Origin of the sequence: Mangrovibacillus sp. Mu-81, assembly GCF_036867415.1 — a bacterium.
GTDB lineage: Bacteria > Bacillota > Bacilli > Bacillales > Bacillaceae_B > Rossellomorea.
The window spans coordinates 21,555-36,174 of the sequence record NZ_JBAJHU010000001.1 but is presented as its reverse complement, the minus strand read 5'-3'; the positions used below and the strand labels follow the sequence as shown (position 1 = coordinate 36,174).

12 protein-coding genes are annotated in these 14,620 nt (G+C 47.9%); all 12 read right to left on the bottom strand.

The annotated features are described in order from the left end of the window. Positions 1 to 54: 54 nt before the first annotated feature. The 12 genes from V6B33_RS00160 to V6B33_RS00105 all read right to left on the bottom strand — a co-directional run bounded on the left by V6B33_RS00160 (position 55) and on the right by V6B33_RS00105 (position 14,585). Positions 55 to 2,637: an FtsX-like permease family protein gene (locus V6B33_RS00160; RefSeq protein WP_334215722.1), complete on the bottom strand. Its 2,583-nt coding sequence runs from the start codon at positions 2,635 to 2,637 to the stop codon at positions 55 to 57. Next, a complete protein-coding gene (locus V6B33_RS00155) occupies positions 2,634 to 3,317 on the bottom strand; it encodes an ABC transporter ATP-binding protein (RefSeq protein WP_334215721.1) in 684 nt (227 codons plus the stop codon). The genes V6B33_RS00160 and V6B33_RS00155 overlap by 4 nt, the downstream gene beginning before the upstream one ends. An 81-nt stretch (positions 3,318 to 3,398) precedes the next feature. Continuing rightward, the gene (locus V6B33_RS00150) at positions 3,399 to 4,412 is read right to left on the bottom strand and encodes a sensor histidine kinase (RefSeq protein ID WP_334215720.1); all 1,014 of its coding nucleotides are present in this window, start codon (positions 4,410 to 4,412) and stop codon (positions 3,399 to 3,401) included. 1 nt (position 4,413) lies between these two features. After that, the gene (locus V6B33_RS00145; protein ID WP_334215719.1) at positions 4,414 to 5,100 is read right to left on the bottom strand and encodes a response regulator transcription factor; all 687 of its coding nucleotides are present in this window, start codon (positions 5,098 to 5,100) and stop codon (positions 4,414 to 4,416) included. A gap of 693 nt (positions 5,101 to 5,793) precedes the next feature. Then, positions 5,794 to 6,501, bottom strand: coding sequence for a DNA alkylation repair protein (locus V6B33_RS00140; RefSeq protein ID WP_334216388.1), 708 nt, complete (start codon positions 6,499 to 6,501; stop codon positions 5,794 to 5,796). A 421-nt stretch (positions 6,502 to 6,922) separates the two neighbouring features. Then, a complete protein-coding gene (locus V6B33_RS00135; RefSeq protein ID WP_334215718.1) occupies positions 6,923 to 8,365 on the bottom strand; it encodes a serine hydrolase domain-containing protein in 1,443 nt (480 codons plus the stop codon). A gap of 21 nt (positions 8,366 to 8,386) precedes the next feature. Further along, positions 8,387 to 9,298, bottom strand: a complete 912-nt coding sequence (locus V6B33_RS00130; RefSeq protein WP_334215717.1) for a sensor histidine kinase — start codon at positions 9,296 to 9,298, stop codon at positions 8,387 to 8,389. Positions 9,299 to 9,317: 19 nt separating this feature from the next. Continuing rightward, complete coding sequence (locus V6B33_RS00125) at positions 9,318 to 10,085, bottom strand: ABC transporter permease (protein ID WP_334215716.1); 768 nt, start codon at positions 10,083 to 10,085, stop codon at positions 9,318 to 9,320. Next, the gene (locus V6B33_RS00120) at positions 10,078 to 11,001 is read right to left on the bottom strand and encodes an ATP-binding cassette domain-containing protein (protein ID WP_334215715.1); all 924 of its coding nucleotides are present in this window, start codon (positions 10,999 to 11,001) and stop codon (positions 10,078 to 10,080) included. Before V6B33_RS00120 ends, V6B33_RS00125 begins: the two co-directional genes overlap by 8 nt. Positions 11,002 to 11,084: 83 nt before the next feature. Then, positions 11,085 to 11,786, bottom strand: coding sequence for a response regulator transcription factor (locus V6B33_RS00115; RefSeq protein ID WP_334215714.1), 702 nt, complete (start codon positions 11,784 to 11,786; stop codon positions 11,085 to 11,087). Positions 11,787 to 11,947: 161 nt separating this feature from the next. Beyond that, positions 11,948 to 13,195 (bottom strand): MFS transporter, encoded by a 1,248-nt coding sequence (locus tag V6B33_RS00110; protein WP_334215713.1) that lies wholly within the window; start codon positions 13,193 to 13,195, stop codon positions 11,948 to 11,950. A 439-nt stretch (positions 13,196 to 13,634) separates the two neighbouring features. Continuing rightward, positions 13,635 to 14,585 carry a cation diffusion facilitator family transporter gene (locus tag V6B33_RS00105; protein ID WP_334215712.1) on the bottom strand — a complete coding sequence of 317 codons (951 nt, stop codon included), beginning with the start codon at positions 14,583 to 14,585 and terminating at the stop codon, positions 13,635 to 13,637. Between the last annotated feature and the right edge of the window lie 35 nt (positions 14,586 to 14,620).

Here is a 14,620-nt window from a genome sequence, read left to right as displayed (position 1 = left end):
CGCAGCGGGGCAGATCCTTATCATTCAGCATCATTTCAGGTGAAAAGCTAAACCCTAAATATTCTCCTGCTTCAACCCTTCAATGATGTTTTCTTTCTTGATCTTCCCGATTGAGTACAGCATGGCTGAGCTGACGATGATGAAGATCGCGATGATGACGAAGAGGATATCGATCCATGGCAGTTCGAATCCGTATTCGAAGGTTTCGCCGACCGATTTGTGGATCAGGTACATGACTCCGATACTGACCGGCAGCCCGAATAGCAGGGCATTGACGCCGTAGAAGATGCTTTCATAGTTGATCATTTTATTGAAGCCTTTAGGTGTCATCCCCACTGATTTCAACATGGCGAATTCCCTTTTTCTCAGGGAGATGCCGGTTGAAATGGTGTTGAATATATTCGCGATTGAAATCAGTGAAATCAAGGTGATGAATCCGTACGTGAAGACGGACAGGAACAGGATCATCTGTTCTTCCTGCTGCCGGTTCTCGAACACATTGTAGATATACAGATTCGATGGGACCACTTCTTCAAGGGCTTTCTGGGTCTTCATCGGATCGGAGCTCTTCATGAAGATCTGGCTCCGGACTTCATGTTCCATCTTTGAATCAATCATCTCTTCGAGTGTATCCATCGGCACGATGATGTCCAATCCGCCGATCATGGCTGTCCGGATGCCCATCGGCACTTGATCCGTCACTGCCCCGATTTCAACAGAGCCAAATGGCATTGTTTTGTTGGTTGTATAGTTCGTGAACATCAAGTCTAGCTCATCTCCCGGTCCGGCTTCGATGGAATTTGTTTCGACAAACTTAGTCGTGATCGGATCCCGGTAGGAAATCTCATCGATGACGATGGCGGCCGGTTTCTCAGGATCGGAGAACTTCTGAAGGTCCGCGCCTGCCTTTTCCGCATATTCCTCAAAACTTTGTTCATCCAATCCGTAGAAATTAACGTAGTATTGATAGCTGCCATCTTCAAGAGGGATGTTTTCCCGCTCGATCATACTCTTCAATTCTTCCGGAAATTTTTCTTCTTCAACATGAGACGTCAACTGCAGGCTATTATGCAGGCTGTGACTTGTCACACTGTCGAAATGAGCCAGTTCTTCCAGCTGCTCGGCATCATTGCTGTCCCCGGATATTTGGATGTCAAAATCGACTCCGTCCTGTGACATCACCACTGATTTCTTCAGATTATCGGTAAAAAAGGAGACCGATAAGAACAGGACGATACTGACGACGAGGGAGATGATCGTTGCATGGTATCTCTTTTTATTTCGCTTCAAGTTCTTCAAGCCGATCTCCGCTTCCAGTCCGAATAATTTCCGGACGAGCTTGGAAGTCTTGACCGTTTTACCGGACAATTTGATGTCCTGAGTCTGCCTGATGGCATCGATCGCCGAGATCTTCGATGCCTTCCGTGCAGGGATATACGTCGAGATGAAAATCGTGGCGACGGAAATCAGGCAGGAGACAAGGACCGATGAAGGCGTCACGACGACCTGGAGTTTCTCGGATATGCCCAATGCCCCGTCAATATAAGAATTGATGAACCAGAAGGTGGCTGCGATCCCGCCGATTCCGGCCAGCAGGCCAAGCGGGATGCTGACGACACCGATGGCAGCCCCTTCGAAAAAGACGGAGTTCCTCTTCTGTTTCTTCGTTGCCCCGACACTTGACAGCATCCCCAGATGTCTGGCGCGCTCGGATACACTGATGGCGAAAGCGTTATAAATGAGTGAAACGGACCCGATGATGATGACCGCCATGATGATCCCGAGTAGGGAGAACAAAGTGAAGCGCAGATTGTCATCGTTCGTCACTCCGTAGTAGCGAAGCAATTCGGTGTTGAATCCCACTTTCTCGATGCCATTCTGTTCCGCCAGTTTTTGTGCGTGGTCGAATAGCGATCCGTTCACTTTATCGAGTACGACAACCGCATTGACTTTATCCGATTTCTTCAGGGAGTCCTGATCGACATAACCGATCATCGTGTACCCCGGCGACCATGTCGGCTCCCAGGATGGACGTTTGATGATTCCGGTTACGGTCAACGTTTCAGTCGATTCAACAGTAAGCTCTTCCGTAATCCCATTTTCATCACGCTGCAGCGGGTCATTCTGGCCCAAATTCTGACTTTCCCCCGGCAGCAACCGGGTGCCGATGTCCAGGGTGATCTGATTACCAATCTCATACTCCACTCCCGCATCTTTCTCGATATGATCGGAAATGACCACCTCGTTTTCAGCTGAAGGCAGACTCCCTTCAATCAATTCGATTGGAAACTGCTTCAAGCCCTGCTCGTTATATTTTTTCAAAAACAGGTAGGGCCTTTCTTCCACCTTGGCCCCTTCCAGTTTTGCGTAGCCGCTGTCGTCCGTGAGGATCAGCTTGTCTGTGGCTTCATCCTTTGCAATCGCATCGATTTGTTCAGCCGTGACGTCCCCATACTGAACATGCCATTCGCCATTGTCGGCAATGGACTGCCTTTTCATTATGTCCAGAAACGACACGCCGAGCGTCGCAACGGCCATGATCATCGACACCGAGATGATCACTCCGATGATGGTCACGAGGGTCCTTCTTTTGTTTTCCTTAAGATGCCTTAACGTCAGTTTGTTGATGATGTTCATGGACGGATCACTTCATCTTTAGCGACCCTTCCATCTGCGATTTCAATCACCCGGTCTGCCTGCAGTGCGATCCGTTCGTCATGAGTGATGACGATCAGCGTCTGATTGTATGTTTTATTGAACATTTTCAATAACTCGATGATTTCATGACTGTTCTTGCTGTCGAGGTTCCCGGTCGGCTCGTCCGCCAATATGATGGCTGGATTGCTGATCAGTGCGCGCCCGATCGATACGCGCTGCTGCTGTCCACCTGACAACTGGTTCGGCAGATGGTTCATCCGCTGCTCGAGCCCCAAAGTCGATACGATCGACATCAATTGCTTGCTGTCCACTTTATGCTGGTCCAATAACATCGGCAGCGTGATGTTTTCTTCGACCGTCAAGATCGGAATCAGATTATAGAACTGATAGATCAGTCCGATCTGTCTTCTTCGGAAAATCGCGAGCTGTGTTTCGTCCAGTTGATAAATATCGGTATTGTCGATGAGGACTTTCCCGCTTGTCGGCCGGTCGACACCGCCCAATAAATGAAGCAGGGTGGACTTCCCTGATCCCGAAGGACCGATGATTGCCACAAATTCACCTTTATTCACAGAAAAGGAGACATCATCCAATGCCTTTACTGCCGTTTCCCCCTTGCCGTAGATCTTAGACAGATTTTCGATTTGTACTATACTCATTTTGTACCTCCATGATTTCGATGTTAACCTCAGTATATCTGCCTAATATGACTTTAAAGTGACTCGAAAGTGACAATCTATTCACTTCGGGATTTCGTTTTTCTTATAAAATTTAATCGAGAACTCGGTGCCATTCCCTTTTTCACTTCTGACCTCAAGATCCCCCTGCTGACTGGTGATGATGCTGTAAGCCATCGCGAGCCCGATCCCGACACTGTCCTCCCCTGCATTCTTTCCTTTGTAGAAACGCCTGAATATGTAAGGCAGATCTTCTTTCGGGATCCCCGACCCATCATCGGCGATCCTGATTTCGGTGAAAAGAGGATTTTCCTCGAATGAGATGGAAATCTCCCCACCATTCCCGGTATGCTCTACACCATTCTTTAATAGATTGATGAGTGCTTCGGCAGTCCAGCGTAAATCGCCCGTAAAAGCGGCCTGATCATCGCCGCTCACGGTAAGCGTCTGTTCTTTAATATCCATCGGGATCAAGACAGGCTGAATGGACCGATCGATCAATTCCCGTACGGTCACCTTGTCCTTTTTAAACTCGATGGTACCTGCATCGATCTTTGATAATTTCAGCAGGGAAGAGACCAGCCACTCAATTCGATCCAGCTGCACGCGGATGTTCTCAGTGAACTCGGCCCGTTTTGCTCCTTCCAACTTACTGTCACTGAGGAGGTCGGCCATCACCATCATCGACGTGAGGGGAGTCTTCAGCTGATGCGAGATATCCGAGAGTGCATTCGTTAACGCAAGCTTGTCCCGTTCCAGATACGAACGGCTCTCGGACAGCATCAAGGTCACTTTATATATGTCATTCTTTAAAATACTCAGCTCTCCCTCGTAGTTATCCCTGAGGTCAAGGCTGCCATCCCCGCTGCTGATCCTGCGCAAATACCCTGAAAGCTTCTCTATTTCGCTGTAACGCCATCTCGTGAAAAAGAAGCAGCAGGCAGTGAGTAGAGCCGAGGTGATGAACACAACGGCTGCCGCCTGAACGGACAGCAGAAAACCAGTCACTGCCGTCCCTGCGAGAGTGATGAATCCAAGGATGGAGAAAAACAGCTGGATCTCCCGGTTCCTCCACATCTCAATCACCCGCCTTGTATCCCATACCGCGTATGGTCTTGATGATCTTCGGCTGCTGCGGATCGTCTTCAAGCTTCTCCCGCAGGCGCTTGATATACACGGTCAGCGTATTGTCGTTCACAAAATCACCGGCCACATCCCAAATCCGGTCGAGCAGCTGGGCCCGTGTCAGAACTTGTCCGACATGGTTGGCAAAGATGAGCAGCAGCCTGTATTCCAGAGCAGTCAGGATGATCTCCCCGCCATGCTTATAGACCTTTCCTTCCAGCGTATGAATGCGGATATCACAGATGTCCATCCACACATTCGGCTGAGCCGGCTGTTTCTGATAACGGCGGAGCACTGAACGGATCCTCGACAGCAGCTCCCGGATGCGGAACGGCTTCGTGATATAATCATCCGCACCCATATCAAGGCCCATCACCACATTCACCTCATCATCAAGCGCCGTCAAAAAAATCACCGGCTTATCCCCCTGCTTCTTCACCTGCTCACATAACTCATATCCGCTCCCGTCCGGCAGCGACAAATCAAACAAACACAAATCAACCTCATCCAGACGATCCGCGATCACCGTCTTCGCTGACCCTGCATCATAACAAAGAACCGTCTCATACCCCTCCTGCCGCAAGGAATATTCCAATCCCGCCGCAATCGTCCGATCATCCTCCACCAGCAACATCCTCATACACAAACACCCCAATCTCTCCACTAATCATTACCCATATAGTACCACGGAGCGGGACAGGGGGTCAGGTCCCTTGTCCCGGTTGGACCGGTTCCTCGCTGGGACACCGGGTCAGGTCCCTTGTCCTCTTGGGCTGGCAGCCGGTCCCTCGTGAAAGTTCCCTCGTGGTGAGCGCTGGATTAAGTTGTTTCCAGCCAGCAAACCCACCTCCCCTTTAATCTTGTCAAATTTGTCTTTTTTCAGCTAACTAACATGCAGTGCCGGCTGAAATTAAGCATAAAAAAAGGGACTGGTCCCCGCTGCATGAATTTCGCAGGGAATCAGCCCTCTTTTACTTTCAAAGAAAAAACTATCTAAAACAACCAAAAACGGCTTGATTTTCACACATGTTCGTAACCGCCGCTGCTCATAGAAGCAATAAATGACCAATATCGACTCTTTATTCATCAAATCGAATAAAATCGGACACTAACAGCCGCGTGGCCATAAGAATATTATCGATTTCTTAAGATCTATTATCGACTTTAAAACTTTTATTATCGAAAACATGCTAATGTAATCGAACTGGTCTCATTAAAATTACTTTTGACCTTTTATTATCCAGCCGCCTGTCCAGTTAGTATCAATCCGCACACCCACACACGCAACCTTACCGAACCCCGGTTTCATCCAATCCAACAACCAAAACCACACCTAACACCGTACATACCGCCGCTTAAACCCGATCTTCCCGCGTTCCACTTCCTTCTGGATATTTTCCGAAGCTTTCAGGATGCTGTTCTTTTTCTTCTCGCGTATCATTTCGACCGGTCCGATCTCATTCGCGATTTGGACTGCCTTTTCATGGAGCGGCACATAAGAAACCCCTACGGTCGTCACGAAATTGTTCATCGCGGATTTGGTCCGTTCCGGTGCATCGTGAATGGTTTCTTTCACTTTTTCCAGCATCCCCGCAAGCTTTTCTGTCGAGAATTCCTCATCCTTCCGGTTCCCGAGCAGCCAGCAGTAGCAGCTCCAGCCCCCCGACATCCTCAGCTCTTCACCGCTTGCGATCCATTTATCGGCGACTTCCTGTGCAATGTCTGCTTCTGCAAGCGTCACAGCCACGACATAGTCGGACAGCATATAGAAATACGCCCCGTCCATCCAACGGTCGAAATCCGCCTCGGTCATGGCCTTCGGATCAGCGATGACGCCTGCAAAGTACATGGCGTCGTAGTTCCCGGTGGCGTAAAGCTCCTCCGCCAGCTCCTGATCGATTTTGATTTTCTTCGCGATCGGTTTCATTCCACCTGTCGCACAGCCGAACAGCGGCTCCTTTGCCCCGTTAGATATGTACATCTTCTTCATCCGTTCCTTGCCGAGCGCTTCAAGTTCCTCCATCACCGTTTGGGCATCCATCTTATTTATCACTTCTTTGGATTTTTTCTTCCCAGCACCCCCGTCTCCGCCTTTACTGGTGCCCGCAAACGACAACCCTTTCTCGCTAAGAGCCTCACTCAGGATCCTGACCGCTTTCGGTCCGACCCCGTGAATCTTCAGAATATCGGCTTCGGTCACATCGGTGAACTGTTCAAGCCGGTAATACCCTGCATGATGAAGCTCCCGGTTCGCAGGCTTGCTCATCTTGGGCAATTCACTTTGTGGCACAGTTTCATTAGTCATATCCAATTCCTCCTCATTGCTTTCGTGTTTAGTATAAGTATTCTCGTTAAGCGGTGCTGTTCCTTTTTTCTCTGTTAAAAATAAAAGCGAAGATGGCCGGTGGATGCTAAAAAGCACCGCATGATGCGATGCTCTTCCTAAATAGTATGACCTGACTTCACAATCTCCCATTAATCCTCATTCGATCATACACTCTCCTGATTGTTAAGATCAGTCCGATGATGAAGATCACGGCCAGTAAAACCGCCGCTGCCGGCCAGATACCGAATGCGTCCAGCGTGGTAGAGCTATTGTCTTGGAGCATCGGGACAATAAAGAAAAAGCAGCCGATCACAGCTGCTGCTGCAAATTGCGGGATCAGCCGCAGAAAGAATCTCCAGGCCGGCTGTTGTCTGCGTCTTTCCACCCAACTCCTGCTCCTCAGTATTCCCCTGCCTCCCAATAGGAGATAAATCAAAGTGATCACACCAAGTGAACCATCAATGATTGTAGGGAGCGGCGCTTTTATTTCAGGCTGTTCTCCCCCGGTCAACCGGATGATGCCTGAACTGATTTCATACGCATGTTCCCGTGAAGGAGTGAAGCTGTTCAGCAGAACGGCAACGGCATAGCCGCTTCCCGGGACGATGTCCTGCTGGGTTTGATAGGTACTCAATGCACCGCTGTGCGAAATGCGGGGAGGTTCCACGTTCTCTGAACTCAATGACCAGCCGAGGCCGTATTTCTCACTGCCGGGCTGTGGTGAATAAGATTCTTCCACTAATTCCTCCGACAGCAATGGCTCTCCTGTTTCCGTCTTCCCATCGTATGTGTGCATGGAAAGCCACTTCCCCATATCTGCTGCTGTCGAGACAACTCCTCCCGAGCCCATGAACATCTTTTCAAGCTCCGTCCACGGGATTGCCGTCCCATAGGCAGTGACATATCCTTTCGGCAATTCTTCTACGGAATCTCCGGAATTCACAGCCGTTAGCGAGTCATCCATCTCAAGGGGGGAGAATATCTTTTTCTCAAGATAATCCGCGAACTCGATTCCACTCACTTTTTCGACTAAGTAAGCGAGGATCCAGTAGTTCGGATTGCTGTAAGCGTATTTTTCTCCCGGGTCCGATTGAAGTTTCAAGTCATGTAAGCGTTCCACGCCTGCTTCCAGATCATTGGCCGGAGCAACAATGGTTGGATTCGGGATCCCCGAGGTGTGACTCAAGAGTTGGCGGATGGTCACCTCTCCCCATCTCGGATCATCAGGCTGCACGTCCGGAAGATGATTCACTACCGCGTCATCCAAGCGAATCTTCCCTTCATCAACCAGCTGCAGAACGGCAAATGCCGTAAATGATTTGGAAACGGATCCGATCCTGAGAGGTGATGCCGCTGTCAAAGGGTTCCCCTCACTATCATGTCCATATCCTTTTTCGTACACTACCCTTCCATCTTTCACAATCACGATCGACGCCCCGGGCAGTCCGTTCCGCTCGATATAATCCGTGACAAATCCATCCACATCGGAAGGATCGACTGACTTTGCCGCCATCATTGATGATGGCACGTTCATCAGAATGAATGCCAATAGAAACATAACACCTAACTTCTTACACATATCAATTACTCCATTCCCAATCTAGTCTTCTTTCTCCACTGTTTCCCATTTACAAATTATCGACAACTGCCCTTCATGCAGCTGTCCGTATACTTTCCCGTTCATTTTCTCCATGAAGCCCTTCACAATGGACAATCCTAATCCGGTACCTTTGCCGGCTCGGGAACGATCCGCCATATAAAAGCGGTCAAACATCCGCTGCACATCTTCATCAGACAAGGAAGGTGCAGCATTGTCCACACTTAATTCCGCTCTCCCATCATGCTCCTCCAAACAGATGGTGATTTCCCCTTCTGAGTGGCTGAGGGCATTGGAAACCAGATTTTCGATCACTCTTGTCACCGCAGAACCGTCTGCAATGATGAATACATCATGCTCAGGTAAATGTATCACCGGCATTTTCTTTTTCTCATTAAAGCGGTCGTAAAAACTCATCAGCACATCGATGGCGGCCGATTTCAAGTTGATCCGTTCCCATTTCAGCGGTTGATCTGTGGATTCAATCAGACTCAGTTCAAAGAAATCATTCAGCAATGACTCCAGCTTAATTGCCCGTTTGTGTGCGGTCGCCAACAATTCTTTTCTCTCATCCCCCGTTATTTCCTCCGCTTCGGCCAGCTGGATAAAACCCCTGATAGATGTCAACGGAGTTCTTAAGTCATGAGACATATTGGCGGCTGCCTGCTTTTGTTCATGTTCGAAATGAATCCTCCGTGCCTGTTCAGTCACGTACAGATCAATCAGTTTATTGATTTCACTGCCCAGCTTTTCAATATCTTTATCCAAAAGGGACAGGTCCACTTTTTTATTCGACTTCCGGCTGGTATAGACATCCAGTTGCCTGCTTATGTTTTTCACTTCTTTTTTCAAGGAAAAAAGGCGGATGAATAGAATACCGATAACGATCAATAGGATGATTGCTGCATATATCATTTGCTTCCACCCGCTTTTCTTAGTTCATTTCTTTTCGATTAAATAGAAAGATTCCGCATGATGTGATGACGATGAGTTCGACTGCGCCAATTGCAATGGACGTTACTACCTCACCGGTTGACATCGAAATCTTAAAGGCGTCACTGAATTGATAAAAGAACGTATGCTCATACAAAAATCTGATTATCGGCTCAGAAGTCAGTTTCTCGATCGCAAACATCACAATGGAGAGTAAAAGTGTGAATAGAATGGTCTTTCCACTATCTTCCGTTACAACAGCAATCAGTAATACGATGGATGTAAAGCACAGAAATTGAAGAGTGAATAAACAATAGGCCCGTTCAAGATACATCACCGAAGAGGGACTGAATATCTCCCCGTATCCGGTGATGGTGACCGTGATCAGCGCCGTTACCAATGGAATCACAATCGCAGCGAGAATGGAAGCAAGCGAGAAGACAAGAAGTTTCGCCAGATAAATATATGATCTTCTATTGCCGCTCAATAATTGATTCTTGATTACACCGCTTTGTGAAAAATCCGTGGCGATATAATAGCCAGCCACCGTACTGACGATCAAATTAAAGAATAATGGCAGTTTAAATGGAGACAGAGCGTTCAATTCACTCAATCCGGCCTGATCGAATTCAGTCCCTGACAACTGCCACCAGTCAAAGATAATGAGAAGGTGCAGCAATGCACTAAGTCCTGTGACCGTTCCGGCTACGACCCAGAATGTTTTATTCCGGTACAATTTGTAGAATTCTGCCTTCATCAGATTACTCACCTGCTGCACCCCCCACCAGCTTTGAAAAATAACTCTCAAGGCTGTCGCCGTTTTGCGAAAGATGTTCAATGACAAGTCCACTATTCATCAATGCCATAGAGACCTTTCGTACATCATCAACATGATGATAAAGGTGGATCGTTCCATCCTGCATGACTTCAAAATCAGTGGTGGCCAACGTTTCTTCCAATACAGCCGCACCCTTTGACGGCTGATCGACTTTTATCCGGATGTGCCGCCTGCACTTTTCATCCAGCTCTTTCCCCGTCAATTCCTCCAGCAATTTTCCCTTGTGGATGATGCCAAAACTCGTAGCAAGTTGATGGAGTTCACTCAGGATATGGCTCGAGATCAAGACGGTCAGCCCTTTTTCACGATTTAATTTCTTCAGTAATCCCCTCAATTCCACGATTCCCATCGGGTCCAGTCCATTCGTCGGCTCATCGAGAATCAAGAATTCCGGTTCACTCAATAATGCGATACCAAGTCCCAGCCTTTGTTTCATTCCAAGTGAAAAGTGCTTCGTTTTTTTCTTGCCTGCATTCGCAAGACCGACCAGCTCAAGCGTTTTTCCGATACACTCTTTTCCCGGTATCCCTTTTTGCAATCGATGGACTTCCAGGTTTTCATATGCGCTCATATTTGCAAAAAGAGCAGGATGTTCTATGATCGCCCCCATCCTTTTCTGTGCAAGGGTGATTTCCTTCGGGTTATCGCTGCCAAATCGTTCGATCGTTCCTTCCGTTGGAAAAGTAAGCCCGGTCACTAAACGCAGCAATGTTGATTTCCCGGCACCATTTTGACCGATGAAGCCATATATCTCCCCTTTTCGAATGGTGATATTGATATGTTCAATGGCGAAATCATCTTTATATTTTTTTGACAGGTTGTGTGTTCTGATGATGTGTTCACTCATGCTCATTAGCCTCCCTCATTTGTCCTTCATACAGAATGACGGATAAATCGTAAGAAAAGCTTAAGGTAAATCTTAAGAATACCTTAAGATTTTAGCCGGTAGCCCATCCCCCATATCGTTTCGATATACTCTTCATCAGGATTTGCTTTTGAGAGTTTATTTCTCAAGTTGCTCATGTGAACGTTCACCGTGTTATCGTCCCCATGGTAAGGCTCATTCCATACACTTTCAAACAGATTGGATTTTGAGAACACTTTCGCGGGAGACATCATGAGGAGGACTAATATCGCGTATTCACGGCCAGTCAATAGAAGCATTGTTTCATTCACCATGACTGTTTTCGCTTCAGTATCAATGCGAATATCTTTATACGATAACGAATCTCCTCCTGTGGCTTCATATGTATGTCTGGATCTCCTCAGCAGAGAATCAACCCGTGCAGATACTTCTTCCACATCAAAAGGCTTTGAAATGAAGTCATCTGCACCAGATCGCAGACAATCAATCTTTGTCTGCTGCTCACTTTTAGCCGAAATAATGATGATCGGGACCGGACCCTTCGATCTGATTTCTGCAAGAACCTCCTCGCCCGTCATTCCAGGGAGCATCAAATCCAGCATCACCAGATCCCATCTCTTCTGTTCCAAATAAATCAGCGCTTCCGTCCCGGAATAAGCAGCCTGAGGAACGTAATGACTCTTCTCAATGATCCTGCATAACAATCGATTGATATCATTATCATCTTCAACGACCAGAATATTGATTGGTGTAGGTGTTGTCGACATGCTTGGATTCCTCCTAATTGGTATCCTGTTTAGTAGTAGTATTCTCGTTAAGCGGCGCTGTACCTTTTTTCCCTGCAGAAATAGTGCCATGGGGACAGGTACCTTGTCCCGTTTTATACAGAAAAAAAGAGCTGCCACGATGACAGCCCTTTCCTTGCACTTTATGTTTCACTGCTCAACACAGGCTTGCCCGCTTCGATCAAGACCTGGTCGCGTCCGAGCATGACAGAAAGCATGATCGTCAGAAGTCCGGTTCCTATAAGGAGCCATTCGATGTCGATGATGTCAGCAACCGGACCGAAGATAAGCATTCCGATCGGCATCATCGAAGTCGAGATCATTCCCATCACCCCGAACACCCTTCCGAGATAATTCTCTTCAATTTTCTCCTGCAGCAGCACCATGGTCGGTGTGTTGAAAATCGGCATCGCCACTCCGAACAGCACCATGAACACCAGATACATCCAGAAAATCGGGACGATGCCGAGCGAAAAGGTGCAGAACCCCATGATCAGACTTGCGAACGTCATCGTCGCGATTTTATTTTTAAAACCGCCCCAGGCAGCGATGATCCCGCCGCCTGCCATCATGCCGATCGAGAAGGCGATCTCGATGGCGGTCAGCTTCCAGATATCATCGCCGAAACTTCTCGTCACCTGCAGCGGCGTCAAAAAGGCTGCAGGAGCCATCAACACAAAGAAGATGGAGAAGAACAGGAAGAACTTCTTCAGAAACCCGTGGCTGTTCACGTATTGCAGCCCTTGCTTAAAGTCACTGAAATAGCTCGTCGTTTGCTTTTCCGCTGCCTTCTGATGCACTGAAATCTTCACGAAGGCCATCAGTGTGAAGATGGCAATCGCTGCCGTAATCACATCGATGAAAAAGATGATTTCAATCGAAGACATCGCGAGCAGTGCCGCACTGACCATCGGAGCCACAAACATGATGACCGCCTGGATGCTCCCATTTGCCCCGTTCACCTTCGTCAGCTTATCCTTCGGTACAATCTGCGGCAAAATCGCTCCGACAGCAGGTGTCTGGATGCCGGTACCAAGCGCACGGACCGCCGCCATGACAAACAGGAGCCAGATTGATTCATATCCCATCATAAAGAGAATGGCGAGAATCAGTGTCGAAAATGCAATCAGCCCATCCGCCAGCACGATCAGCAGCTTCCGGTTATAGCGGTCCGCCCAGACCCCCGCAACCGGTGACAAAAGGAAGGTCGGGATAAACCCGCAAATGATGAACAGCGTCATCATCAGACCGGACTCCGTTGTCAGCGTGATATGCCACATAATGGCATACTGCACCAGAGCAGACCCGAACAGCGAAATCGTCTGACTGCTCAGAAAGAGAATGATATTCCTTAACCAATTCTCTTTCTCATTATGATTGACCATATCCATTTCCCATCACTCATTTCTATATAATTGTTAAAAACAACCCAGCCTATATAAAGACACTAAAAAAGAAGGGAGATTCCTCCCCTCTTTTAAAAAATAACCGTCTGACACAGGTTTTTCTTAAAGACAGACAGATCCATCCCATCGCCCTGAACATAGGCAGAGCCCCAAACGTATTCAATTAGCAATTGAATTACCGGAACGCAATCTCATCGAAGCTGTCAAAAGAAAAACCCCCGTTTCTATTATATGTAAGATAATAGTAGCAGAGGAATCGCGGGGTGGCAATGGTTTTTGTGATGGTGTCAGGACTGGCCATAGGACAGATCCCCCGGGTCCGCACTACGGTAAAGTTTACTGGAGTGCGGAACGTGTCTTGAAAACAGGTCGATCGGATCACAAATAATGGGACGACCGAATCAACTGACATCTTCCCCTTGCACTATGAATACTCGTGAGGAGAAGATTCCTTATGGTGTTGACACATCACTGAATCCATTTGAGGATGGTGTTCACCATTCTCAAACTGAATGGTGACATGACCGATGCCTTTATGCTCCAGCTCGTGTTCAATTGTGCCAAGCAGTTTCCCGCTTTCCTGGATAGTTAATCCCCCATCCACTACCGCATGACAAGAAAGTGCGTTTTGCCCGCTGGTGATGCTCCATACATGAAGATCATGGATACTATGGATTCCCTGAACGCTTTCGAGGGCAGCGATCACCTCATCCAACTTCACATTCTTTGGCGTCCCTTCCATTAAGACGTGGACCGCATCCCTTGTCACTCTCCATCCGCTTATCAATACAAGGACTGCCACGATGACACTCGCTGCCGGATCGGCCCAGCCCCAGCCGAAAAAGATGATGAGCAATGCAGCCACGATCGCCCCTACAGAGCCAAGCAGATCTCCAAGCACATGAAGAAAGGCCGCCCGTACATTCAAATTATCCTCTGTATCTCCTCTCATTAACATCCAGGCAACAATGATATTGACCACTAATCCGATTGAAGCAATGATCAGCATTCCACCCGACGCCACTTCCGGAGGCTCCGTAAATCGGTGATACGCTTCATAGAAAATATAAAGCGAAATGATGACGAGGGTCACCCCGTTAAAGACAGCAGCCAAAATTTCAAAGCGTTTATATCCATACGTTTTACTATAGTCGGCCGCCTTTTCCCCCAACGCAAATGCAGCCAAACCTACTCCGAGAGAAACTGAGTCACTCAGCATATGACCCGCATCGGATAAAAGTGCAAGACTGTTGGTCATGAATCCGCCGATCGCCTCAACAATCATATACCCCGTAATGATGATAAAACTGAACATCAGCGCTTTCTTATTGGCACCATGCGCATGGTCATGACTGTGGTCGTGTCCCATATTCATTCCCCCTTCAGCATGTAATTCATATGTGAATACAT

Excerpts from the sequence above, each read along its gene's own strand:
- V6B33_RS00160 (WP_334215722.1), bottom strand. The coding sequence starts at position 2,637 with ATGAACATCATCAACAAACTGACGTTAAGGCATCTTAAGGAAAACAAA.
- V6B33_RS00155 (WP_334215721.1), bottom strand. The coding sequence starts at position 3,317 with ATGAGTATAGTACAAATCGAAAATCTGTCTAAGATCTACGGCAAGGGG.
- V6B33_RS00150 (WP_334215720.1), bottom strand. The coding sequence starts at position 4,412 with ATGTGGAGGAACCGGGAGATCCAGCTGTTTTTCTCCATCCTTGGATTC.
- V6B33_RS00145 (WP_334215719.1), bottom strand. The coding sequence starts at position 5,100 with ATGAGGATGTTGCTGGTGGAGGATGATCGGACGATTGCGGCGGGATTG.
- V6B33_RS00140 (WP_334216388.1), bottom strand. The coding sequence starts at position 6,501 with ATGGATGCCCAAACGGTGATGGAGGAACTTGAAGCGCTCGGCAAGGAA.
- V6B33_RS00135 (WP_334215718.1), bottom strand. The coding sequence starts at position 8,365 with ATGTGTAAGAAGTTAGGTGTTATGTTTCTATTGGCATTCATTCTGATG.
- V6B33_RS00130 (WP_334215717.1), bottom strand. The coding sequence starts at position 9,298 with ATGATATATGCAGCAATCATCCTATTGATCGTTATCGGTATTCTATTC.
- V6B33_RS00120 (WP_334215715.1), bottom strand. The coding sequence starts at position 11,001 with ATGAGTGAACACATCATCAGAACACACAACCTGTCAAAAAAATATAAA.
- V6B33_RS00115 (WP_334215714.1), bottom strand. The coding sequence starts at position 11,786 with ATGTCGACAACACCTACACCAATCAATATTCTGGTCGTTGAAGATGAT.
- V6B33_RS00110 (WP_334215713.1), bottom strand. The coding sequence starts at position 13,195 with ATGGATATGGTCAATCATAATGAGAAAGAGAATTGGTTAAGGAATATC.
- V6B33_RS00105 (WP_334215712.1), bottom strand. The coding sequence starts at position 14,585 with ATGAATATGGGACACGACCACAGTCATGACCATGCGCATGGTGCCAAT.